The following is a 24,289-nucleotide window of genomic DNA, read 5'->3' as shown; positions in this document are numbered from 1 at the left end:
GCCCTTAATGTTGAGTTCTCTATGTACGGCTTTACCCGCACGCTTGGGATTGGTCATCATCGGTAACGAAGGGGCGATCGTCGTCGGCGGATTGGGTGCAGTGGCGATCGCCCTTGCCCTCTCTACAAACGTTCCACCTTTAGGATCGCAGATTGCAATGGCTGTAGCTGGGATAGTCTGTGGCGGCGTGTGGATTGGCATTGTGGGGGCGTTGCGCCATTACCGAGGTGTAAATGAAACCATCAGCAGTTTGTTAATGAACTATATCGCGATCGCCCTGCTCAATCACTTAGTCGGGGGACCGATGCGCGATCCCAGTTCTCTAAATAAACCCTCCAGCTACCCAATTCCCGATGTCAATATGCTGGGAGATCTGCCAGGAACGCGGATTCATTACGGGCTGATTTACGGTTTAATTGCCTGCGCGATCGCATATTTCCTGATCCAGCGCACGACTTTCGGCATGGCAGCCCGTATCGCAGGGGGAAATGTCAGGGCAGCCAAACTCGCCGGACTTCCCGTAGGCAAACTTACCCTCGCGATTTGCTTTTTGGCTGGTTCCTGTGCGGGGTTGGCGGGAATGGTAGAAGTTGCTGCCGTTCACGGACGGGCGAACGAATCTCTCAACGCCAACTACGGCTACAGCAGCATTCTCGTTGCCTTTATTGCCCGTAACAATCCCCTGGCAGCGATATTAGTCGCAATTTTACTCGGTGGTATCTTAACTAGCGGTGGCATTTTACAGCGGCGGTTAGAATTACCCGATGCCACAATTTTAGTCTTTCAAGGCATCGTGTTTCTGGTAGTGCTATTTAGCGAATCCCTCTACGGCAAACTCGGAATTTTTCAGGAGAAGTTGGATGGCGGCGACAGAATTGGGTTGGTGGGGAGTACCGCTAGCGATCGCAGCGGGAACGTTGCGGGGTAGCGCCCCCTTCCTGTTCGTCAGTCTGGGCGAATGTCTCACCGAAAAAAGCGGCAAAATCAATTTGGGCTTAGAAGGCACGCTGTTAACGGGGGCGATGTCTGCCTATGCCATCTCCTACTTAACCAAATCCCCTTGGTTGGGCGTGCTGGTTGCCGGAATAGCCGGAATGTTACTGGGTATTATCCATGCTTGGCTGTGCCAGCAACCAAAAGTTAGCGATGTCGCCGTAGGCATCGCGATGATTATCTTCGGTAGCGGTATCGCCTTCTTCTTCGGCAAACCCTTTATTCAACCCGTCGCCCCCCAACTTCCCGCAATCGCGTTTGGTAGTTGGAGTACTTCGCCGCAAATTCAATCGGCATTGAAGATTTGTCCTTTGTTTCTGATAGGAGTGGCGATCGCCCCTGTAATGCAGTGGTTTTTCGCCTCCACCCGCTGGGGCTTATACATCCGTGCCGTAGGCGATGCCCCTGAAGCCGCAAAAGCCATGGGGATATCCATTCATCGCGTCCGCTGGCTGTGTATCGTCGCTGGCAGTTTCCTCGCCGGCATTGGTGGCGCGTATCTCTCCCTCTACTACCCTGGCAGTTGGACGGAACGTATCTCTAGCGGACAAGGACTGATGGCAGTCGCCCTCGTGATTTTCGCCCGCTGGCAACCGATGCAATGCTTGTATGCAGCCTTACTCTTCGGCGGCGCACAGGCGATCGGTCCTGCCCTACAATCCGTTGGTATTGACTCCTACTACTACCTATTCAATGCCTCCCCCTACATCCTCACCTTACTCATCATGATTATCACCTGTTCCCCCAAACGCACCCTCACAGGCGCACCAGGCGCATTAGGTAAGTCGTAAGTCGTAGGGGCGGGTTTAGCAAGTAGGCTCGCAAATGGAGCAATAAATCTTGGTCAAAACCCGCCCGTACAGAAGTCAGAAGTATTTCACACCCCACACCCCACACCCCTCATTTATGACTGGACTTGGTGGTTTAAATAAATCTCCCGATGGAGTTGTTCTCGGACTCGTACAACTCCAACTCCCTAATGTCGTCACCCCAGATGACTTATCGGCACAATGCGATCGCATTTGTCAATTGGTGGCAAAGGCGCGGCGCAACCTACCGACAATGGATCTTGTCGTTTTTCCCGAATATGCCTTGCACGGGCTATCGATGGATACCAATCCAGAAATTATGTGCCGCTTGGATGGGGCAGAAGTTACGGCTTTTCAAAAAGCCTGCCGTAACAATAAAATTTGGGGTTGTTTCTCCATCATGGAATATAATCCCTACGGCAACCCCTACAATAGCGGCATTATTGTTGACGACAAAGGCGAACTCAAGCTTTACTATCGCAAATTGCATCCTTGGATTCCCGTCGAACCGTGGGAGCCAGGAAATATCGGTATTCCTGTCTGTGAAGGTCCCAATGGCAGCACCCTCGCCCTGATTATTTGTCACGATGGGATGTTTCCTGAAATGGCGCGGGAATGCGCCTATAAAGGTGCAGAGATTACGATCCGCACGGCTGGTTACACTGCCCCGATCCGTCATAGCTGGCAGATTACCAATCAAGCCAATGCCTTTTGTAATTTGATGTACACTGCCTCGGTGTGTATGTGTGGTAGCGATGGCACATTTGATTCAATGGGCGAAGCGACGATCGTCAACTTTGACGGTACGCCCTTAGTTACGGGTGGCAGTCGTCCTGATGAAATTATTACTGCCGAAGTGCGACCGAATTTAGTCCGAGAAGCCCGTAAGCTGTGGGGGGTGGAAAACAACATCTATCAGTTCGGGCATCGAGGTTACGTCGCTGTTAAAGGCGGGGCGCAAGATTGCCCGTATACATACATGCAGGATCTTGTCAATGGCTGCTATCGCTTGCCGTGGGAAGATGAAGTCGTGCATAAAGACGGTACTAGTTGCGGATTTCCCGCCCCGACTCGCACTTATAGAGGCGAAGAAATGCCCCGCATTCCCAGCGGACAAGGAGGCTAGAAATGGGATTATTTGTCGCCGCCGATCCCTATCAATATCCTTATAATGGCGATTTGCGCCCTGAAAATACGGTGCTAATTGAGATCGACATGCAGACCGATTTTTGCGGCATCGGTGGTTATGTAGATAAGATGGGCTACGATTTATCCTTGACGAGAGCGCCGATCGCACCCATTAAAAGGTTACTCGTAGAAATGCGATCGCGTGGTTTTCCGATTATCCATACCCGCGAAGGACATCGCCCCGACTTGTCAGACTTGCCAGAGAATAAACAATGGCGATCGCGTCAAATTGGGGCAGGAATTGGCGATCCTGGTCCCTGCGGTAAAATTCTCGTGCGTGGAGAACCAGGCTGGGAAATTATTCCCGAACTCGCGCCTTTACCTGGAGAAATTGTCATCGATAAGCCTGGAAAAGGGGCTTTCTACGCCACCGATCTCGATTTAGTCCTGCGTCGCTTGGGAATTCAGAATATTATCCTCACGGGGATTACCACTGATGTCTGCGTCCACACGACAATGCGAGAGGCTAACGATCGCGGTTACGAGTGTCTGTTACTGTCAGATTGTACGGGGGCAACTGACTACGGCAACTACTTGGCGGCGTTAAAGATGGTGAAGATGCAAGGGGGTGTTTTTGGTGCGGTTGCTGACTCGCAGGCTTTGATTGAGGCGATCGGTGTCTTGCCCATTGCTAAGATCCCCCTAAATCCCCCTTAAAAAGGGGGACTTTGTTCTCTCTTTTAGTTCTCTCATTCTCCTTAAAAGAGACACAGGGCTTTATTCCCCCTTTTCTAAGGGGGGCTAGGGGGGATCTTTCATACTTGGCACGCAAAAAATTACAAGTCTTATTTTGTGTCACGCAAAGACACAAAGAAGGCGCTAACCCGACTCCTGTACGGGCGAGTTTAGCAAATAGATTGAAACCCTTAGACGTTAATTTTCGCTCAAAACCCGCCCCTACGACTTCCGACTCCTGTACGGGCGGGTTTAGCAAATAGATTGAAACCCTTAGCCGTCAATTTTCGCTCAAAACCCGCCCCTACAACTCTCAACTCCCTCATATGACAACTATCGTAAAAAACATCACCACTGACATTACCAAGCCACCAGAACTAACAGCAGTTGAAATGACGAAGCGGTTTGGTGCTAATTTGGCGCTCGATCGCGTTTCTTTACAGTTGAAGCCAGGTAGGTTTCACGCCTTGCTAGGAGAGAATGGGGCGGGGAAAAGCACTCTGGTGAAGTGCATCATGGGTTTTTATCCTGCTGATAGTGGCGAAATCCAGATTGACGGGCGATCGCTGACTATTACTAATCCCCGCGATGCCCAGAAATACGGTATTGGTATGGTTTACCAACATTTTACTTCCGTGCCAGCGATGACGGTGGCGGAAAATTTGGTCTTGTGCCGTGCTGAAAGTCGCAACTTGATTAATTGGAAAGCCGAGTATCAACGGTTAGATGCTTTCATGCAAACTGCGCCCTTTCAAATTGACTTAAATACCCCGATCGCGCAGTTAGCAGCAGGACAAAAACAAAAGTTAGAAATCCTCAAACAACTGTACCTGAAAAACCGGATTCTCATCCTGGACGAACCGACTTCGGTTTTGACTCCAGGGGAGGCAGATGAGGTTTTGGGTTTAATTCGCCAAGAAGTTGCAGCCGGACACTTAAGCGTATTACTCATCACACACAAATTTCGCGAAGTCACGGCGTTTGTAGATGAAGTTACCGTCCTGCGGCGGGGCAAACTTGCCGGACACGGTTTAGTTAAAGATTTATCAGTTGCAGATTTAGCCCAAATGATGCTGGGAGAACAGCGAGAACGGCGACAGGTGGAAAAAACTAGCCAAACTGCCGCGATTCCCAAGCTTGAAGTAAAGCAAATCCATGCCGATCGCGATAATGGTTTAGAAGCAGTCACCGATTGTAGCTTCACTGTCCATGCAGGCGAAATTGTCGGTATTGCTGGAGTTTCTGGTAACGGACAGCGAGAATTAATTGAAGTGTTAATGGGACAGCGATCGCCTACTGCGGGAGAAATTCTGGTAAATGGAGAAACCTATCGGGCTACCCGTACCGAGATGGAACGACACCAGATCTTTTCTCTGCCAGAAGAACCCCTACGTAATGCCTGTGTCGCTCATATGAGCGTAGCAGAAAATCTTGCCCTGAGAACTTTCGATCGCCCACCCCAAGCCAAATGGAGTTGGTTGCTGGTTCTGCGTGCCATCCGCCAAGCCGCCGAAACCTTAATTGGTAGCTTTACTATTAAAACTCCTACCCCAGAAACCCCTGTCGGACATCTTTCTGGCGGGAACGTCCAGCGTACTGTCCTGGCTAGAGAACTCTCATCGCCCCAGATACAAATTTTAATTGCTGCCAACCCTTGTTTTGGCTTAGATTTTGCCGCAGTTGAATACATTCACGCTCAAATTATCGCCGCCCGCAATCGCGGTGTCACAGTATTATTAGTCAGCGAAGATTTGGATGAATTACTAACATTAGCAGATCGCATTTTAGTTATCAGTAGCGGCAAAATTGTTTATGAAAGCGCGATCGCCCAAGCCGATATTTCTACCATCGGTCACCGCATGGCAGGAAATTAGAAATCGGAAGCCGTTATATGATCTCAAGTCAACCCTACGATTACAATTTTCCTTTTAATGGCGTAGCCCTGCTCGTTATTGATATGCAACGGGATTTTTTGGAACCAGGTGGTTTTGGAGCAGCTTTAGGTAATGATGTCAGCCGTTTGCAAGCGATCGCCCCAAATATAAAACTTTTATTACAAGCATTTCGAGATTATCATCTGCCAATATTTCACACTCAAGAAGGACACGCGCCAAACTTATCAGACTGTCCGCCATCAAAGTTAAATCGCGGCAAAAGTCAGCTAAAAATTGGCGATATTGGTCCAATGGGACGAATCTTAATTCTAGGAGAACCAGGTAATACGATCGTGCCGGAATTAGCTCCTTTACCTGGAGAATTTGTCATTACCAAACCAGGAAAAGGCGCTTTTTATCGGACTAATTTAGAACAACTTTTACAACAACAAAATATCTCTCACCTCATTTTCACTGGAGTCACAACAGAAGTTTGCGTACAAACAACCATGCGCGAAGCCAACGATCGCGGCTACGAATGCTTGCTTGTCGAAGATGCCACCGCCAGCTATTTTCCCGAATTCAAACAAGCTACCCTTGAAATGATTCGCGCCCAAGGCGGAATCGTCGGCTGGACAGCCACCACCGCAGCTGTCTTACAAGGCTTAGCGAAAATCAAATCATAAACCTCTCTAAACTTACGACTTACCGAAAACATCGGAACGCTTGAAAGCCCTGTGTCTTCAGACCAGGGATGAAAAGCGAAGGCTAATTTTAATTAGCCGTCCCCTTGACTATATCTTAATATTAGAAAACATAATTTTGTTGTATATTAATTAACTAGGGGGTGATGTATTTGTACGGATGTCAGCAGGTCTTGTTAAATCCAGATAAAGAATTAACAGCGATCTTGGAATTCATTTGCCAAACTGCTAATTCTTTAATTAATTGTGGCATATATTATGCTCGTCAAATCTACTTTAAAACTAGAAGATTTCTAGGCAAGTTTGACTTAGAAGCGGAATACAAAACCAACAGACACTTCAAGGCTTTGCACTCTCAAGCAGCACAACAAGTGCTGAGGTCTGTATCTGAATCCTTTGAGTCGTTCAAAAAGTTAAAATCTGCATTTAACCGAGGGGAAATAACAGATAAGCCTAGACCGCCCAAATATCGCAAATCAGGGGGTTTTGCGCTTGTCTCTTATCCCAAACAAGCACTCAAGTTGGTGGGCAACCAAATTAGAATTCCACTTGGAAAACAAGTTAAATGCTGGTTTGGACTGGATTGTTTCTTTGTGCCATTCCCTAAGAGTCTAAAGTTTGAACAGATAAAAGAACTCAGGATTCTGCCTAGAAATCGCTGCTTTTATGTTGATTTTGTTTATAAAACGAATGTTGTCGAAATAGATGTAGACCCAAATAACGCGCTAGGTATTGACCCTGGTTTGAGTAACTGGTTAACTTGTACCTCAAACGTTGGCACTAGTTTTATTGTTGACGGTAGACAAGTTAAATCACTCAATCAATGGTACAACAAAAAAATCTCAACCATGAAAGAAAACAAGCCCCAAGGGTTTTTGTCTAATCGGTTGGCTGCGATAACTGAAAAACGCAACCGACAGATGCGAGATGCGATAAACAAAGCAGCAAGATTGGTTATTAATCACTGCATTGAACATCGGATCGGCACAATCGTATTTGGTTGGAATCAAGGACAAAGGCAAGAGATAAAACTAGGCAAAAACAATCAATCTTTTGTACAGATACCGACAGCTAGACTCAAAGAAAGAGTCAATCAGTTGTGCCAGCAATACGGCATCAGATTTATAGAAACGGAGGAAGCGAACACTTCTGCTGCCTCGTTTTTGGATAATGATACTCTTCCCAAACATGGTGAAAAACCCAACAACTGGAAAGCATCGGGAAAGCGAGTTAAGCGTGGATTGTACCGTACAGCCAACAATTGGTACGTGAATTGTGATGCACAAGCGGCAGCAAATATTCTTCGCAAAGTAAGCGTAACACTGGGTTTAGACCTAAGTGGAGCGTCTAGGGCTGCACTGACCCAGCCGCAGAGAATTCGTCTCTGGCAATTGGTAAGGAAAAGCTCGATTGGCACGGATTCATCCTGCCTCGTAGCATCCTTATAGAATCCCCGTCTCTGAGCGAGCGGGGAGAGTCAAGACTTATTCATATATTCTCTCCAGCCGCCCCATTGAGTAATTTCCTGCTGTCCTTCAGTGGCGATCGCTTCCCCTAAAACTCCTAATACTATCTCCCCATCGGCTAAACGTACTTTTCCAATACATAATCCAGGGGGTTCTTGCCAGAGAATTTCGCTCAATCCTGCTGGAGGTACGTCCCAAACTTCTACAGCGATCGCGACTCCACCTGTGGCGACTCGAATCATAGCTGGATAGCGATCGCCAATCGACCACAAGCGATAAGTTGGTTCTGTCATCGCTTCTCGTAAGAAAGTGGCTCCAACTGTCAATAAATTGGCGTTCAGTTCTAATCCGCGCATTAAAGTTCCATTCACGGCTAGCCGGACATTTTTCATGCAACTTCGATCTTTTTAGACGTTGGGATTTCTAGATGTTATTTAGCCTTGCTAGCCCGCGCAAACTCATCGCCTCCTTCTATAATCAACCACTCTCAAGTTGAATGTCGCTAATATCGTATGCCCTAATGTCATTTTTGAATAGAGGTTGACAGGTAGAAATTGTTTCTCCCCCTTGACTCTCTAGTTAACTAGAGAATTCACAATAGATTTAGTCACGTTATGGAGTTGAGCAAATGTTAATCCAGCTCAAAGTTCCCAAACTCGCTTGCGCTGCTTGTGTCGATGCTGTAACTCAAGCAGTGAAGAAGGTTGATGCAACCGCAAAAGTAGAAGCCGATCCGAAAACAAAAATGGTCAGTATTGAGACGCAACGATCGGCAGCAGAAATTGAAAATGCGATCGCTGCTGTGGGTTATCCTGCGGCTTAAGCAGCAATTGGTTACCAATAAAAAGCAATCGCCATATGGATAACATCACGCTAAAACTAAAAGGCATGAGTTGTGCCTCTTGTGCTAACAACATTGAAGCCGCCATTCGCTCTGTTCCTGGAGTGAGTCATGCCAGCGTTAACTTTGGTGCAGAACAAGCTACAGTTACTTACGATCCTGACAAAACAGACGTAGCGACGCTGCAAAATGCGGTGGACGCAGCTGGATATTCCGCTCAACCGATGCAAGAAGACTTGTTGGCAGCAGATGACGATGCCGAACGTCGGGCGCGGCAGGGAGAAAATCGAGACTTAACTCGTAAGGTTTGGACTAGCGGTATTATTAGTGCAGTGCTGGTCATTGGGTCGTTGCCTGCTATGACGGGGGTATCGATCCCCTTCATCCCCATGTGGCTGCACAATCCTTGGCTACAACTGATACTCACGGCTCCAGTGCAGTTCTGGTGCGGTGCATCCTTCTATGTCAATGCCTGGAAAGCTTTCAAGCGCCATACAGCCACGATGGATACTCTAGTGGCGATCGGTACGGGTGCGGCTTACTTATATTCCCTGTTTCCCACCTTCTTTCCTGGGTGGTTTCTGGCTCAGGGTTTGAACCCAGACGTTTACTACGAAGCCGCCGCTGTCATCATTACCTTAATCTTGTTGGGAAAACTGCTAGAGAATCGCGCTAAGGGACAAACCTCAGAAGCAATTCGCAAACTAATCGGCTTACAGGCAAAAACAGCGCGTGTCATTCGTGACGATCGCGAGGTAGATGTGCCGATTGCCCAAGTCGTTGTGGGAGATATTATCCTGGTTCGTCCTGGGGAAAAAATTCCTGTGGATGGAGAAATCGTTGATGGCTCCTCCACGATTGATGAGTCAATGGTGACGGGTGAAAGCTTGCCTGTGAAAAAGCAGCCTGGAGATGAAGCAATCGGCGCTACGATTAATAAAACTGGCAGCTTTAAATTTCGGGCAACACGAGTTGGTAAAGATACATTTTTGGCGCAAATTGTCAAGCTCGTACAGCAAGCTCAGGGTTCCAAAGCACCGATTCAACGGTTGGCAGACCAAGTGACGGGATGGTTTGTACCTGCGGTCATCGCGATCGCGATCGCTACCTTTGTCATCTGGTTTAACATTATGGGCAACCTGACGATGGCATTGATTACTACTGTTGGCGTGTTGATTATTGCTTGTCCTTGTGCTTTGGGTTTGGCTACACCCACATCTATCATGGTTGGGACGGGGAAAGGTGCAGAAAACGGTATTTTGATTAAAGGTGCAGAAAGCCTGGAACTAGCGCACAAACTGCAAGCGATCGTGCTTGACAAAACGGGTACGATTACGCAAGGCAAGCCAACTGTCACTGACTTTGTAACCGTTAACGGTACGGCACATAGCAACGAGCTAAAACTCTTGCGCCTAGCTGCTTCTGTCGAACGCAATTCAGAACATCCTTTAGCTGAAGCTGTGGTGCAATACGCCTCTTCTCAAGGAGTAGAATTGACCGATGCACGAGAATTTGCAGCGGTTGCAGGTAGTGGCGTGCAAGGATACGTCAGCGATCGCCTCGTACAAATTGGCACGCAGCGCTGGATGCAGGAATTGGGAATCAATACCAGCCAATTACAGCAACAGTGGGATCGACTGGAGTATCTCGGTAAAACAGTCATTTGGATTGCTGTAGACGGCATAATTCAAGCAATTATGGGAATTGCGGATGCCGTCAAACCTTCTTCTGCTGCTGCTGTACGCACTATGCAGCAGATGGGATTAGATGTAATAATGCTGACTGGTGACAACCGCCGCACGGCAGAAGTTATTGCGCGAGAAGTCGGGATTAAACGAGTCATGGCAGAAGTTCGTCCCGATCGAAAGGCTGAAGTTGTTAAGTCTCTGCAATTAGAGAAGCAGGGGAGCAAAAAACGATTCACGACTCCCAAAATTGTCGCAATGGTTGGCGATGGGATTAACGATGCACCAGCCTTGGCGCAGGCGGATGTGGGAATCGCTATTGGTACGGGAACGGATGTGGCGATCGCCGCTAGCGATATTACATTAATTTCTGGTGACCTAGAAGGTATCGTCACCGCAATTCAACTCTCGCGTGCCACGATTCGTAATATCAGACAAAATCTGTTTTTTGCTTTCATCTACAACGTGGCTGGCATTCCAATCGCCGCAGGTATTCTCTTTCCTTTCTTTGGTTGGTTGCTCAGTCCGATTATTGCAGGTGCAGCAATGGCATTTAGTTCTGTTTCAGTGGTGACAAATGCACTGCGTCTGCGTAACTTCCATCCGAAAACTGCGCGTTAAATTTAGGAGCCAGGAGCGATTGTATAGGAGGTTTTCAATGGTAAGCAAAACTGCGATCGTAGGTGGTATTGCGAGTATAGGATTGGCATTAGGCATTGCTTCGGGACAAGCAGTGGCACAAATGTCTCATGAAGGGATGCAACGCTCCGAAATAGAGCAGAAGGGTCAGTTCCACCGTATCGAACAACCGCTATGGTTGAAAGGAGCCGTTACGGTTAGTGGTTTGGGATTAATTGGACTAGAACTGTGGTGGTTTCTGCTCAGCAAGCCTAAGTCACACAAAGCCAAGACGAGTCAAGGGATTCAGGCGGTCGAGATTGCTGTTGATGGTGGGTACGAACCCAGTCGAGTTGTGGTAAAAGCAGGTCAAAGAGTCCGACTCAACTTCCACCGTACAGATCCTAGCAGTTGCCTCGAAGAAATCCGATTTCCTGACTTTCATATTGCCCAGAATCTCCCTCTCAACCAAGTCACACCCATCGAGTTCACGCCCGACAAACCAGGGACTTATACTTTCACCTGTGGCATGAATATGTTTCGAGGAATCATCGAAGTTCAACCTGCCGATTCTACTTTTGTTGCCAGCTTAACGCCTGTTACCCCATCTACTACTGTCAAATAACTGCTTTGAACGGCTCGAACTCATCATGCATTAGCCCGACACAAATTTTATTGCTTTCAATGAGAAATACTATCATTTAAGTTTGAAGATATTCTTGTTGGGCAAAAGAATTTCGGTCTGTCAAACGCTAGTTCAGGGGATGCTGGATGAAGAATGCTTCACGCCGTCAAGTTTTACAAGGTGCGATCGCTTCGGCGATTATTATTGGGTTCAATCCAGCCAAGCAATCGTGGGTCACATCCGCCAGTGCTGCATCTGGATTTGAGTCTCTGCCACCCCTGGACGGTATACTTTACACCGATTCTGTCACTCGCAATGCTGCCGCTGATGATTTCGGTCATCTGGTGCGTTGTTACCCAAGTGCTGTACTCAAACCAGGTTCGGTTGAAGATGTTGTGAGAATTGTCCGGTTTGCTCGCAGCCACAAGCTGAAAGTTGCCGCACGCGGTCAAGCGCACTCCACTTACGGTCAACCGCTCATAGAGGCGGGGATAGTTATTGACATGAGTTCGCTCGATACGATTCATAATATTAATGCAGAGGGGGCAGAAGTGGATGCAGGTGTATTGTGGAGCCAACTGCTGCTGGCATCGCTGGAGCGACAACTAACACCCCCCGTCTTGACAGATTACATCGAGCTATCCGTGGGTGGCACTTTAGCAGTTGGCGGGATTGGCGGTAGGAGTCATCGTTATGGCGTGCAGGTGGATAATGTCTTATCCCTTCAAGTCGTCACGGGTGCGGGCAACCTAGAAACTTGTTCTCGCTCCCAAAATCGCGATTTGTTTGAAGCAGTGCTGGCAGGGTTGGGTCAATGTGGCATTATCGTCAGGGCAACAGTTCGCCTGATTCCCGCCGCCCAAAATGCCCGCGTGTTTCTCTTGTTTTACAACGATTTGGCTGCTTTGACGCACGACCAGCGCTGGCTAATTGCCCAAAAACGATTTGACTACGTAGAAGGTCAAGTCGTAGCCGATGCGAGTGGTGGATGGCGTTATATGTTGGAGGCAGCTAGCTTTTATACTCCACCAGATAAACCAGACAATCACAGTTTACTTGCTGGGTTAAGTTACATTCAGGGTACTCAACAGATTGAAGATAAGTCTTACTTTGATTTTGCGAATCGATTAGCTCCGACTGTAGCTTTTTTAAAGGAGAGTGGAGTATGGTTTTACCCACATCCTTGGTTAGATTTATTCGTACCAGGAACCGCAGTTAACGGCTTTGTAGGTGAAATCGTTTCTAACTTAACTTTAGCGGATACGGGTCAGGGTCCAGTGCTGCTGTATCCCGTGGCAACAGACCGCTTGACGCTACCGCTGTTTCGGGTTCCTGATGAGGAGGTTGTGTTTCTATTTGCGATTCTACGCACTGCACCACCCGATGCTAGCGCGATCGCAAAAATGCTAGCTGATAACCGCACGTTTTTCGAGCGCAACCGCGACAGTGGTGGATATCGCTACCCGATTGATGCCGTTCCATTTTCTCAAGCCGATTGGAGACAGCACTTTTATCCAGTATGGGGTAGGCTAGTCAGCGCCAAGCGCCGCTACGATCCTGACAATTTACTTACACCTGGTCAGGGGATTTTCTAGCACAATTTTAAAAAGAAATTACTAAATACGGTTCCTCAAATTTACCAGATTGTATAGATTTTCCTTTCAACTCTGGTGGTAAGACAATCTGTCGCCTTTGGTCGCCAGCTTCAACGACAATTTCTGCACCAGACTGCGTTAACTTAACTTGTTTTTTATTAAATCCTGGTAAAAAAACGTGAACTTGGCGCTGGACGAGATCGATGTTGAGTGGCGGTGTTACGGAAATACTAGCGTTAAAATCTGGCAATTCTTGAATAATTGCTTCCCAATTCCTCTCCTGCAAAGTAGAGATATGATGGACAGCTAATGGGGTAAAAGCCGACTGTACGGATTCTCTACTTAAATCTCGATCTTGATAGGCTAAAATACCACTGACAGTGAGGTTAATTTGTTGGGCGCTGCCCCACCACCAGCGAGTATCGGCGATCGCTTCTGGTGTATCGTTAGTAACGAGATATGCTGTTAACTGACTTGCATCGTTAACCACTGCCACTCCTTGCTCGATCCAATGCTGAATTTGAGCCAGTCCTTCTTGCATTTTTTGGCGATCGATATTAGCGTTAAGAATTGCCGCAGCCAACGGACCACCAATTGAATTAGCAATCTCACTAATATCTATATCTGCAAATATTTGGTGAAAGCGCCGAAAATACCAATCCAAAGCACTAGGAATCCCTAGCATACGCAGTGTCTCTAAATTTTCCCGATCGCTATAAATAATAACATCATAGCTACCACTTTGATAGTATTGTCGTAGGGCATTAAAAGTTAAAAAACTATCAAACCCAGGTAGTATAATCAATTCGGCAGGATAGATTTGTTCGGAAAAAGAATCTGGTAAATAGGTAGAAACAAGTTTTTTGACTTCATCCCAAGCCTGTTCTAACAGTACAGTTGTTTGTAACTGTACGACTTGCAGATGACTCTCAACGCTTTGAGGATGCGTACTTAAAGAAGTTTCTAAAAGTAGCTCCGTACTGGGATTAACATAGGTAGCCAATAAAACTCTTTTACCTTGTCGGGCAAACCATTTCGCAGTAGCAATTGCTAGTGTTATCCGTTCTCTATATCCATCGCCCAGAAATGTAATTATTCTGCTCATTGAATCAATCCCGTTGCTAATAGGGAATTGTAGGAGCGAGTCTACCAAAAAAAATTGCTAGGTGCAGGTATTCTAGTTAAATTCGCCCTTCCGAAATGAGGGAGTTGCAAGAGTGCATCGAGCGAAAACTTCACAGCAAATAAGTAACTTAGTTCAACTCTCTCTTACACAATTAAGGTAAGAGATAACTGACAACTGACAACTGACTCAATTTACTGTTCGATCGCACCGAAACAAGCTGCTGCTACTAATAAGAAGGGAGTACCAGGAATCAAAGGTAATAAAACACCAATGACACCTATACCCGCGCAGATTGTACCCGCAGCAATTAAAGCTGCATTCTTGATTTGCTTGAGCATATTGACTTGAGCGATAACTTGATAATTTCAGTCTAGTAATCTTCAGTCTTGTAGTTTTTACACTACCATGCGATAGTTACTACTGTGCATCGAAATTGTGGCTGATAGCAATAATCTTTACTCTTCTTAGCATTTTACCTCTTATGTTTGCTCTACAAAGTTTTGCTTTTAGTAAGTGCTAACTGCTAGCAGTCTTTTTTCTGAAAGGAACAGAAAACAAAAGACAGAATAATTTGTAATTCCAACCCTCAACAGAGTCATAAAATACTCGTAAGACTGTCATTAGTTTATCTCAAATGACAAGTGACCGATGACAAACATCGATCCTTCAAAAATGACAAATGATAAATGATAATTATCAATGCTGTTCGTAACAGTGAAGGTGAGTTGAATTGTTTTGGCGATCGAGATCGCCGCTAGTTACTTGCGTATCAGTCGTAAAAAAGGCACTAAGAATTGTTTCCAGCCCTTCACTATAGTCTACTTCCCGATCTAAACAAAATTGCTTAAAGCGGCGTGCTACATCTTTTCGCACATGACCCCTGATTTGCACGTAGTTCCGATCGTCTTTTTTTCCCACAGCTCTTCTCAATCAGATTATAATTTTTGCCAAGCGCTGAAAATTTAGCCAAATCTAATGTGTATACGTACCTGAGTCAGCTATTAAATTAAATCAATGGTTTGCATATAAAAATACCATCTCCTACGCATTAAAGGTTATATTTCATCGTAAAGTATTACGAATAAAACATAAAAGGTTTAAATGTTCAGTTTTACCTAACGTTACATTAACTTATAGTAATCAATGTAACTTTTTACAGTGAGGAGTGAGGAGTGGGGAGCCGTAAGGGCAGGTTTTTTTTCTGATTTCTAAACTCAGGTTGTAAATCGAACTTTACATTTATGCAAAGTTGTGAACTTTCTCAAATTGCAAATCTATCAAATTGATAAGTTTGTTCCCGTAGCGATGGAGTCAAGAACCCAAGGGACGTAGTGAGTAGTTAGATTTAGAATCTTGCACTCTTCACTCCTCGCTCCTCACTCCTCGCTCTTTTCCATCCAAGTTCACACTACTTAACCATGCTAAGGGTATGCAAGGCATATAGTTAAATGATATAGGTTATAACAGCATTCCTGAGTTTTTGAGAAGTAAAATAATGTCTTCAAGCACGGGCACAGACTTAGCAGTGGCTAAGCCTGCCGGAGAGTCTTACGCTTGGCATACTCTGGAAGCTGAGAGAGCCACAGATGTTCTCCAGAGCGATCGCACCTCCGGCTTAACTTCCTCTGAGGTCAATGAAAGATTACAACGCTACGGTTTCAACGAATTACAAGAAACAGGAGGACGTAGTGGTTGGGAAATCCTCCTAGACCAATTCAAAAACATCATGTTGCTGATGTTGATAGCAGTTGCCGTCGTTTCAGCAATTTTAGATGTGTTCGGTACGAAACAACCAGGAGAAATACCGTTTAAAGACGCGCTCGCGATTGGCGTAGTGGTCGTTCTGAACGGGTTGTTGGGATATATCCAAGAAAGTCGCGCAGAAAAGGCTTTAGCTGCCTTAAAGGGCTTGTCTTCGCCCAAAGTGCGAGTTCTGCGCGACGGCAAAACCGTGGAAGTCGATTCTAAAGAATTGGTTCCAGGGGACGTGATGTTACTGGAAGCGGGGGTGAAGGTTTCCGCTGACGGTCGCCTCTTAGAAGTTGCAAATCTGCAAATTCGGGAAGCCGCCTTGACAGGAGAGGCTCACGCCGTCAACAAACAAGCCACACTCCAGCTAGCCGATGATACCGTATTAGGCGATCGCGTCAATATGGTTTACGAAGGTACGGAGGTCGTCCAAGGGCGAGGAACAGTCCTCGTCACGGGGACGGGAATGGATACTGAACTAGGGAAAATTGCTACAGCACTGCAATCGGTAGAAGCCGAACCCACGCCGCTACAAAAGCGGATGGCGCTACTGGGCAATACCTTAGTCACGGGGGCGATGATTCTAGTACTGTTGGTGGTGGGATTAGGAATGCTCCACACGCCAACCATGAGTAATTTCGAGAACCTCGTGAAAGTCTCGCTTAGCATGGCGGTTGCTGTCGTTCCCGAAGGGCTACCTGCCGTTATCACCGTTACCCTAGCGTTGGGAACTCAGCGCATGGTGCGGCGCAACGCTCTGATCCGCAAACTCCCAGCTGTAGAAACTCTTGGTAGCGTCACCACAATTTGCTCTGATAAAACAGGGACGCTGACTCAAAATAAAATGGTCGTCCAGGCAGTTGCAACAGCTAGCAACTCTCTGCGAGTCACGGGCGAAGGATATGACCCCATTGGCGAGTTTCGCCACCAAGATAGAGTCGTCTCAGCGCAAGACCAACCGGAACTACAAGCCTTACTCTTAGCTTGCGTACTTTGTAACGATGCCATATTACAAAGAGATAAAGGCGAGTGGGCGATCCTTGGAGATCCGACCGAAGGATCGCTGTTGTCTTTAGCTGGTAAAGCAGGGCTAGAAAAAGACCAGCAATCGAGCTGGTTTCCCCGAGCTGCAGAGTTTCCGTTCTCTTCAGAACGCAAGCGTATGAGCGTTATGGTAGCGGGAAAAGAACAAAATAACAGACACGGGTTAAGTCTTACCCCTTACCCCTTACCTCTTACCCCTTACTTGATGTTCACCAAAGGTTCGCCCGAACTAACTTTAGAGCGTTGCACTCATATTCAAACGGGCGATCGCATCGAACCGCTGACTAACGAACTGCGGTTAAACATCCTCGACCGGAACAACCAGTATGCCAGTAAGGGGTTGCGCGTTCTGGGCTTTGCCTACAAAGCAATTGCAAGTATTCCCCCAGAGGGTTCGGAAGAAACTTCAGAAAACGATTTAACTTGGTTGGGCTTAGTGGGAATGTTGGATGCACCCCGTCCCGAAGTCCGCGAAGCCGTGGCTAAGTGCCGTACTGCTGGTATCCGACCCGTGATGATTACAGGCGATCACCAACTGACTGCCCAAGCAGTAGCTGAGGATTTAGGGATTGCTCACCCAGGAGATTTAGTACTGACAGGGCGAGAGCTGGAAAAATTGAGTATGGCAGAACTTGAGGCGCACGTCGATCGCGTCAGCGTCTACGCCCGCGTCTCGCCAGAGCATAAATTACAGATCGTCCAAGCGCTACAACACCAAAACCAAATTGTTGCCATGACAGGGGATGGAGTCAACGATGCTCCCGCCCTCAAACAGGCAGATATTGGCGTAGCAATGGGCATTACAGGTACGGATGTCAGTAAAGAAGCTAGCGATATGGTGTTGCTAGACGACAACTTTTCCACAATCGTCTCGGCGACAGAAGAAGGACGAGTTGTTTACATCAACATCCGTCGCTTTATTAGATACATTCTAGGTAGTAACTTAGGAGAGGTTTTAACTATTGCTTCAGCACCATTACTAGGTCTGGGAGGAGTACCGCTTTCACCGTTGCAAATTCTCTGGATGAATTTAGTGACGGATGGAATTCCGGCGCTAGCTCTGGCTGTCGAACCAGGTAGACCAATTGTCATGCAACAACCCCCCAAAAATCCCAAAGAAAATATCTTTGCGCGAGGACTGGGTTCGTACATGATTCGGATCGGGATTATCCTCGCCATCGTGACGATTCTACTGATGGTTTGGGCTTACCACCACTCTCAGGCAGTTCAGGGCGGTGGATTGGACGCAGACCGTTGGAAAACAATGGTATTTACCACCCTCTGTCTAGCGCAAATGGGACACGCGATCGCAATTCGTTCTAACACTCGCTTAGCGATTCAAGTCGATCCGTTCTCTAATCCCTATATTCTGATTTCAGTCGTCGTGACCACTATGTTACAACTACTGCTAATTTACGTTCCACCCCTACGTAGCTTCTTCAGCACCTACTACATACCACCCATAGAACTGCTGATCTGTTTCGGCTTCAGTTCCTTGGTATTTGTTTGGATCGAGCTAGAAAAGCTATTCATCCGTTGGCAAAGATCTCGGCAGCATAGTTAGTTATTGGTCATTGGTCATTTGTTGTTTGTAGCTCGCTTTCGATCTCGTTCAGGGCAGGTTTAACCGCAGAATTATCCATTTAAAAACAAGTACGTTCAAAAAACCTGCCCCTACCAACCCCTCAGATTTGACTTTTGACTTTTGACTTTTAACTTTTGTCTTCCCCTAACCCCTAACTCCTAACCCCTGATTATGACTTGGTTAATCTCATTTGTGACTGAAACTTTGGTTGAAGCGATCGCGGTCTGGATTGCAGAATTAGCGATCGCGGCGATTGCGGAATGGTTGCGAGAGGCGATCGCCGTGACTCTAGTTGAATGGATGCGAGAGGCTGTAACTCAGCTTATCGCTTTACTGAGCAGCCACAGAGCTTATTCTTAAAACCGCGATCGTCTTTATTCCCTCCCGCTCTCAGGGAGGGATTTTGTGAAAGATAGCACAGTAGAGACACGAAATAGAGACGCGAAATAGAGACGCACAATTGTGCGTCTCTACTGATGGTTCATAGTTTTCGATTCAGGTAAGTAGGGGCGCACAGATGCGCGCCCCTACAGATCGTGTATTTTGTTATTTTTGACTCGTATACTGCACCTGGTTAGGCGAACAATGATTTCCACTGAGTTGTACAACTCCAGTAGAACTTGCAACTTTGACACACGAGCGATCTGCTTGCCAAACTTGCCACTGATGTGAGGAAAAGTCAATTCCAACCAGTAATAGCAGAAAAGCCAAGGGACCAACTGCAAGGGCGATCGCGGTCTTACGCACGTTAAAAAAGTCTGGATGCTCAATCATGATTACCTCTGTTTAATTAGGGAGTAGGGAGTAGGGAGTAGGGAGTAGGGAAGACAAGGGAGAATTCTGAATTGATTGCTCGCTGACCACTGATAACTGATAACTGATTCAGTCATGCAGGTAAAAAGCCGTTAATAGCATTGTGTAGGTCATCAGCAACAACACGCCCTCTAGCCAATTAGACTTACCATCCGTACTGACTGAGTTTGTCATCAGTACAGCTACACCAACTGCTAAAACTGCAAATGTATCAAAGGCTAAATTCATCGGTTGCCCCATTGCTTGTCCCACTAAGACCAATGCTGGAGCTACAAACATGGCGATCTGCAAGCTAGAACCAAGGGCGATGGAAATAGACAGATCGATTTTTTGCTTCGCGGCGCACATACCACAGGTAATAATTTCTACTGCTGAACCGAAGATCGGCAGTAGCATCACACCTGTAAATAGACTGGTCAGACCGAGACTAGATACAGCCTCTTGCAAACTATCAACCAGTACTTCAGAGACAAATAACAGCGCAACTGTAAAACCTAAGAGCAAACCAACGTGTATCCACAGATCGTACTTTTGTCCTGTAGCTTCGCTACCATAGCTTTCAGGTTCGGCATCTTCCTCTAACTCATACATAAATCTATGAGTTTTCATCGAGAAAAATAGCATCATGGCGTAGAAGCCTAATAGCAGTACAGATGCTACTAGAGAAAAATGATTAGCATTGGCGAGTTGATGGCTAGAACTCGTCGTAAACTTGAGCGCTACAGGCATCAAGATAAATACAACTGCCAGATTGAGCGAACCAGAATTGATCCGCGCTACAGTCGTTCGTTTGATGTTGTGCTGAAAATCTAGTCTTTTGAAGCTCAAGCCGTCTAAGATAAATGCGAATCCTAGACCTAATAAAAGGTTGGCAATAATCGAGCCAACTAAACTCGCTTTGACCACCTCAACCATACCCGCTTGCAGGGCAACGATTGAGACGACTATTTCAGTGACGTTCCCAAAGGTGACGTTGAGTAGACCACCTAGAAACGAACCAATCCTGTTAGCGATCGCCTCTGTAAAGTTAGCAATCCATGCTGCTATAGGGATAATTGCTAAGCCTGCTGTAGCAAAAACAACTAATGGTGGTAAACCAAGTTGTCTAAACAGCAGTGCCAAAGGAACGAACACAAGCATACGTAACAAGAATGCATCCTTGCGTGACATCGTTCGGCGCGACACTACTTTCCCCGCAGTGGGTCTTTCTGGTTTTGTTGATACTGACATTATTCCGGCTCCAAAAGTCTGTTGTGCTTTGGAGGGGATGGGGCAATCTCACATACCTATCCTGCGGAGATTGCTTGGCTGCTTTTCAAGCGACACCCAGCCCAACCTCGTTCCATGTAAGGGTGAGTTACTAATTGTTAGTAAACCTATCTACAGCCGTTTTCAATTACCACACACCTAAACCAGAGACTGATGTTATGTAACAGGCATCTCCATAATTTATCTTCTAGCTTGTAGAACAGGTTTTTCAATCGAGATAGTATGGCACTGGCATTGCTGATTGCTGTTCAGTACCATCAACTAGAGCGATACTTGGCTTGGATATTGGATATCTGAATGAATTAAGAATCTGCGATCGACCCGAAGGTAATGATGCAGCTTTGAAACTCTAAATGCACTTGACTTTAAATGTACAATAAACTCGTTAAAAAAAACTAAAATTTTTGTTAAGTACAAAGAAAGAAAAATAATTATCTTTCTATAGATACATGTAAAGAAGCTGCTAAATTTAACTCTACTAAGACTTTGCGCTAATGCAGTAAATCCCCTAAAGCTTTTCAAGTCAAGCTTTATATGAGAGCAAACTATCTAAAATATCTAAACATATGTAAAATAGCTTGAGATAAAGATTGATAGATTTCCAAATTTTCAGATGTCAATTTTTTAACTCTATAAAGTGAGAAAATATAACTATTACTTGTTTGCAATTTATTTAATTTGCGAAGTTGTGACTTTCAAATATATTTGGAGAATAAGCTGAGGGATTGCCAAAAATTCGCTCCCTCAACCTCTGACATTTATAAGAACTGCTGGGCGATCGCCAGCAGATTTTGAGATATGTATGCTTTGACTTCGCTGTAAGTGAAGCTATAGCCGTTCTGTTTGCCTAGTTCCACTGCTAAATTTAAAAAACTTTCGCGATCGCCTGACTGTTTCAGCTTTTCTTTGAGCGATGAGTCTTGCAATACCAGTTGATGAAACTGTTCTATTTGTTTTGTCATTGGTCATTGGTCATTGGTTGTGAATTAAGAGTGGTAAGGGCGGGTTTAGCAAGCATATTCACCGTTCCAAGCATAAATCTTGAGTCAAAACCCGCCCTTACCCAAGCCGAGAGTAATTACAAATTCGGAATTCGGAATTCCGAATTCCGAATTCCATTGTCTCCCAGTCCTTGTTTAGCCGATTTCCACTTGATGCGGAATTGAACTCTGTTCGGGCTTGGCTTTACTCTTTTTCAAGTCAGTTCTGGCTTCCGCCACTAAGTCCTGAAAAGATTCTGATGCTTCAGCTACGGTACTTTGAGCCTTGTCATAAGCATCTAACATCCAGACCATACCCGTTTTCGCTAAGGATTTGGATGACTCTGACAAAGAATTACCTACAGCTGAATTAGACCCTCCCATAGCAGAACCTACGACACCAACTACAGGTGCTAGGGCTAATGCTCCTAAACCAATCCCTGCTGCTGTTAACGGTTCTAGTCCTAGCAATAAAGCTTCTAGTTCAAGCATGTTGATTCAGTTTCCAAAAAAGAACAATTGCAACTCGTACCGGACGCAACGACTACCTCATACCTATCGTGGGAAGCGATCGCGCTAAAGCTATTTGTCACTCGTTATTAGCTATTTGCCTAGATCGATGACCGACAGTAGACAACTAATAACCAACAGCTGCTAATCGCTCTGAGTGCGAAAGACAGTCGTTATCTCTGAATTTGGGTCACAAGAGCAAAATGTATTTGCACTCAATCAAACTCTGTCACCCTACGTAGCTTCTAAAACTCAATTTTGATGATAGCAGGAATAACACAAATCTAATTGAACTACTTCAAAGATTTTTAAAAAAGTTAATTGAACCTGAGTTAATACTATGGTTTAATTTTCTTAATTTAAGTTATTAAATCTTAGAATATCTATTATTGAAAAGTAACTATACGTACCTGAGCGATCGATAAAATTCAAAACAATTGAAAAATTTGAACTGTTCAATAACTTTACATGCGATCGATGCAAACTGTTCTTCAGCTTCGGATTACCCATAACTTACTCGTGTTTTTCGCTCTATTCATTTTGCAGCTCGATCTCGTCTAAGCCTTGATATACGAGGATCTCGTCGTATTCTTCCGAGCGATCGGCTCTATAGCTAACAACAACTTTTAGTCCGCGATCTTTTAAAACTTCTACTAATTCGCTAAACTTATCTGGTCTAGTGTAAATCTTAAACATTACTGCTTCCATACGACTTTGCCTCCTTTAGTATTATTTTGTAAATTGATTTATTTAATAAGTAATCTAACCAAAGTCAGAAATGCTAACTCCATGAACTAGTAGTTTGGCAAAGTTAATGAATGAGTTAAAGCTAAATTATTGTTTTTCTTTTTTCCTACTTATGAGTGATATTTGTTATAATTAACATGTAGGATTCGCCCTATTCGACAATTATTTAATTATCGAATAAGTTTGTCAATTTGAGAGATATTGATCGACTAAAATCCGTCATTTTTTCTGATTATTTGGATTGAATTTTATATATACAACTGTCTAGCTTGAAATCGTCCAAGCAGCTAGCAGTAAGCGTTACGAGCTTGTTTTCACCCAAAATACACCCTCTAAGCAAACTGAGTCATCACTGCTTGCAATCGAAGGTATTAGTAAAACCAATGTATAAAATTAAAATTTGCGACTTATACTAAATCTAAACAAAGTCTTAAAAAAAATCTTGAGTAGACAAAGCAACTCTTATAGTAACGATAGAGTAAAACCTAGTAAGTTTTTTTCCCAGAGTGTTGGCTGAACAAAACAATTAGCAATAAAATTTCTAAAACTTTATGTTTCTCTCCCACACTATAGGTAGGCTTTTTTGTCTGTATCTCTACTCGTGCGATCGCCTGGCTTGGTGAAGTCGGTGCAACCTAGTAAGAGTAGTCTACACTCAGCGATTCAAAGCCGTTTAGATAAAGTGACTCGATCGCAAAGTTGCAACTATGCCTATTCTGAATATAATAGTCATGAGAGGAAGGCAACACATGCCTGTCCAAAGGCAGAGGAAACAAAATTTTCTTTGAAGTAAAAAAGATACATATCTGGCAAAACTATATTTATAGCGGGTTTTAACAAATGAATAGAATGCCAGTCTCAGTAACCGACACGAGTCGAAAAGAGTTTAATTATACAGAGCTAGAAGCAGAAATCTCTCAATTTGTGCAACAGCAAACGGGAGAAATCCAAGCCCTGGTGAAACGCACTGCCCAAGATATTATTGAAATCGGGCAGAAGCTTAATGCCGTAAAAGATAAATTGAAGCACGGACGCTTTATTGATTGGATTGAGGCAGAATTTCATTGGAGCTATCCAACTGCGGCGAGATTCATGCAAGTTGCCGATCGCTTTGGCAGCCAAATCTATCAAATTGATAAATTTGCTCCGTCGGCAATGTACGAGTTAGCAGCGCCGTCAACTTCAAAACAAGCTATAGAAGAAGCGATCGCCCTAGCTGCATCGGGGGAAAGCATTACCTACTCGAAAGCGAAAGCACTCAAAAAAAAATACAAGGTTTCTTCGGCAAAGCCAAAGTTAGAAGCTCAATCCACAGTTAGCGAAACTGCTCCAAGCAGTCAGAGTCAGGCACGTTTGCCGCAAACATCGCTATTATCCTCACAAGTAGAAATCA

Annotated in this window: 25 protein-coding genes; 16 read left to right on the top strand and 9 right to left on the bottom strand. The window is 45.4% G+C overall.

Going from position 1 to position 24,289, the window contains the following annotated elements; translation table 11 throughout:
* From ACRC32_RS13535 to ACRC32_RS13500, 8 genes are all read left to right on the top strand, one after another.
* A partial coding sequence (locus tag ACRC32_RS13535; protein ID WP_438554460.1) for an ABC transporter permease occupies positions 1-928 on the top strand: 928 nt, incomplete at its 5' end.
* Positions 861-1,784: an ABC transporter permease gene (locus ACRC32_RS13530; protein WP_438554459.1), complete on the top strand. Its 924-nt coding sequence runs from the start codon at positions 861-863 to the stop codon at positions 1,782-1,784. The genes ACRC32_RS13535 and ACRC32_RS13530, both read left to right, overlap by 68 nt.
* Positions 1,785-1,899: 115 nt before the next feature.
* A complete protein-coding gene (locus ACRC32_RS13525; protein WP_438554462.1) occupies positions 1,900-2,928 on the top strand; it encodes a formamidase in 1,029 nt (342 codons plus the stop codon).
* 2 nt (positions 2,929-2,930) lie between these two features.
* Positions 2,931-3,647 (top strand): biuret amidohydrolase, encoded by a 717-nt coding sequence (biuH, locus tag ACRC32_RS13520; protein WP_438554458.1) that lies wholly within the window; start codon positions 2,931-2,933, stop codon positions 3,645-3,647.
* A gap of 104 nt (positions 3,648-3,751) precedes the next feature.
* A complete protein-coding gene (locus ACRC32_RS13515) occupies positions 3,752-3,928 on the top strand; it encodes a hypothetical protein (RefSeq protein ID WP_438554457.1) in 177 nt (58 codons plus the stop codon).
* A gap of 63 nt (positions 3,929-3,991) precedes the next feature.
* Positions 3,992-5,539 carry an ABC transporter ATP-binding protein gene (locus tag ACRC32_RS13510; RefSeq protein ID WP_438554456.1) on the top strand — a complete coding sequence of 516 codons (1,548 nt, stop codon included), beginning with the start codon at positions 3,992-3,994 and terminating at the stop codon, positions 5,537-5,539.
* A 17-nt stretch (positions 5,540-5,556) separates the two neighbouring features.
* Complete coding sequence (locus ACRC32_RS13505; RefSeq protein ID WP_438554455.1) at positions 5,557-6,225, top strand: cysteine hydrolase family protein; 669 nt, start codon at positions 5,557-5,559, stop codon at positions 6,223-6,225.
* A 170-nt stretch (positions 6,226-6,395) separates the two neighbouring features.
* Entirely contained in the window at positions 6,396-7,691 is a 1,296-nt protein-coding gene (locus ACRC32_RS13500; RefSeq protein ID WP_438554461.1) for an RNA-guided endonuclease InsQ/TnpB family protein, read from the top strand.
* A 29-nt stretch (positions 7,692-7,720) separates the two neighbouring features.
* Here the strand turns inward: ACRC32_RS13500 and ACRC32_RS13495 are convergent, their stop codons facing one another.
* Positions 7,721-8,101 (bottom strand): allophanate hydrolase-related protein, encoded by a 381-nt coding sequence (locus ACRC32_RS13495; protein WP_438554454.1) that lies wholly within the window; start codon positions 8,099-8,101, stop codon positions 7,721-7,723.
* A gap of 236 nt (positions 8,102-8,337) precedes the next feature.
* On the opposite strand from ACRC32_RS13495, the gene ACRC32_RS13490 reads away from it, so the two are divergent.
* From ACRC32_RS13490 to ACRC32_RS13475, 4 genes are all read left to right on the top strand, one after another.
* Positions 8,338-8,532 carry a heavy-metal-associated domain-containing protein gene (locus ACRC32_RS13490; RefSeq protein WP_317108375.1) on the top strand — a complete coding sequence of 65 codons (195 nt, stop codon included), beginning with the start codon at positions 8,338-8,340 and terminating at the stop codon, positions 8,530-8,532.
* A 35-nt stretch (positions 8,533-8,567) separates the two neighbouring features.
* Complete coding sequence (locus tag ACRC32_RS13485) at positions 8,568-10,856, top strand: heavy metal translocating P-type ATPase (protein WP_438554453.1); 2,289 nt, start codon at positions 8,568-8,570, stop codon at positions 10,854-10,856.
* 37 nt (positions 10,857-10,893) lie between these two features.
* On the top strand, positions 10,894-11,478 hold the full coding sequence (locus tag ACRC32_RS13480; RefSeq protein ID WP_438554452.1) for a cupredoxin domain-containing protein: 585 nt from the start codon (positions 10,894-10,896) through the stop codon (positions 11,476-11,478).
* 146 nt (positions 11,479-11,624) lie between these two features.
* Positions 11,625-13,073, top strand: a complete 1,449-nt coding sequence (locus ACRC32_RS13475; protein ID WP_438554451.1) for an FAD-binding protein — start codon at positions 11,625-11,627, stop codon at positions 13,071-13,073.
* Between the two features lie 7 nt (positions 13,074-13,080).
* Here the strand turns inward: ACRC32_RS13475 and ACRC32_RS13470 are convergent, their stop codons facing one another.
* From ACRC32_RS13470 to ACRC32_RS13460, 3 genes are all read right to left on the bottom strand, one after another.
* Positions 13,081-14,178 carry a Get3/ArsA fold putative tail anchor-mediating ATPase NosAFP gene (locus tag ACRC32_RS13470; RefSeq protein ID WP_438554450.1) on the bottom strand — a complete coding sequence of 366 codons (1,098 nt, stop codon included), beginning with the start codon at positions 14,176-14,178 and terminating at the stop codon, positions 13,081-13,083.
* Between the two features lie 212 nt (positions 14,179-14,390).
* Positions 14,391-14,537 carry a DUF454 family protein gene (locus tag ACRC32_RS13465; RefSeq protein ID WP_317108370.1) on the bottom strand — a complete coding sequence of 49 codons (147 nt, stop codon included), beginning with the start codon at positions 14,535-14,537 and terminating at the stop codon, positions 14,391-14,393.
* A 358-nt stretch (positions 14,538-14,895) separates the two neighbouring features.
* Positions 14,896-15,117 carry a hypothetical protein gene (locus tag ACRC32_RS13460; protein ID WP_192161228.1) on the bottom strand — a complete coding sequence of 74 codons (222 nt, stop codon included), beginning with the start codon at positions 15,115-15,117 and terminating at the stop codon, positions 14,896-14,898.
* 577 nt (positions 15,118-15,694) lie between these two features.
* Between ACRC32_RS13460 and ACRC32_RS13455 the strand changes: the two genes are divergently transcribed.
* On the top strand, positions 15,695-18,556 hold the full coding sequence (locus tag ACRC32_RS13455; protein ID WP_438554449.1) for a cation-translocating P-type ATPase: 2,862 nt from the start codon (positions 15,695-15,697) through the stop codon (positions 18,554-18,556).
* 192 nt (positions 18,557-18,748) lie between these two features.
* Positions 18,749-18,937, top strand: a complete 189-nt coding sequence (locus ACRC32_RS13450) for a hypothetical protein (protein WP_438554448.1) — start codon at positions 18,749-18,751, stop codon at positions 18,935-18,937.
* Positions 18,938-19,123: 186 nt separating this feature from the next.
* On the opposite strand, the gene ACRC32_RS13445 is transcribed toward ACRC32_RS13450, so the two are convergent.
* The 5 genes from ACRC32_RS13445 to ACRC32_RS13425 form a co-directional block, all read right to left on the bottom strand.
* Positions 19,124-19,351: a hypothetical protein gene (locus ACRC32_RS13445; protein ID WP_438554447.1), complete on the bottom strand. Its 228-nt coding sequence runs from the start codon at positions 19,349-19,351 to the stop codon at positions 19,124-19,126.
* Between the two features lie 108 nt (positions 19,352-19,459).
* The gene (gene cax / locus ACRC32_RS13440; protein WP_438554446.1) at positions 19,460-20,620 is read right to left on the bottom strand and encodes a calcium/proton exchanger; all 1,161 of its coding nucleotides are present in this window, start codon (positions 20,618-20,620) and stop codon (positions 19,460-19,462) included.
* Between the two features lie 797 nt (positions 20,621-21,417).
* The gene (locus ACRC32_RS13435) at positions 21,418-21,621 is read right to left on the bottom strand and encodes a Nif11-like leader peptide family natural product precursor (protein WP_015155676.1); all 204 of its coding nucleotides are present in this window, start codon (positions 21,619-21,621) and stop codon (positions 21,418-21,420) included.
* A gap of 174 nt (positions 21,622-21,795) precedes the next feature.
* The gene (locus ACRC32_RS13430) at positions 21,796-22,131 is read right to left on the bottom strand and encodes a DUF5132 domain-containing protein (RefSeq protein WP_438554445.1); all 336 of its coding nucleotides are present in this window, start codon (positions 22,129-22,131) and stop codon (positions 21,796-21,798) included.
* Positions 22,132-22,680: 549 nt separating this feature from the next.
* The gene (locus ACRC32_RS13425) at positions 22,681-22,857 is read right to left on the bottom strand and encodes a hypothetical protein (protein ID WP_165587680.1); all 177 of its coding nucleotides are present in this window, start codon (positions 22,855-22,857) and stop codon (positions 22,681-22,683) included.
* 622 nt (positions 22,858-23,479) lie between these two features.
* On the opposite strand from ACRC32_RS13425, the gene ACRC32_RS13420 reads away from it, so the two are divergent.
* Positions 23,480-23,689 (top strand): hypothetical protein, encoded by a 210-nt coding sequence (locus ACRC32_RS13420; RefSeq protein ID WP_438554444.1) that lies wholly within the window; start codon positions 23,480-23,482, stop codon positions 23,687-23,689.
* A 47-nt stretch (positions 23,690-23,736) separates the two neighbouring features.
* Positions 23,737-24,289, top strand: a 553-nt coding sequence (locus ACRC32_RS13415; RefSeq protein WP_438554443.1) for a DUF3102 domain-containing protein, incomplete at its 3' end; no start/stop codon positions are given.

Origin of the sequence: Chroococcidiopsis sp., assembly GCF_051657925.1 — a bacterium.
Classification (GTDB): domain Bacteria; phylum Cyanobacteriota; class Cyanobacteriia; order Cyanobacteriales; family Chroococcidiopsidaceae; genus Chroococcidiopsis.
This window is presented reverse-complemented; position numbering and strand designations above follow the sequence as displayed.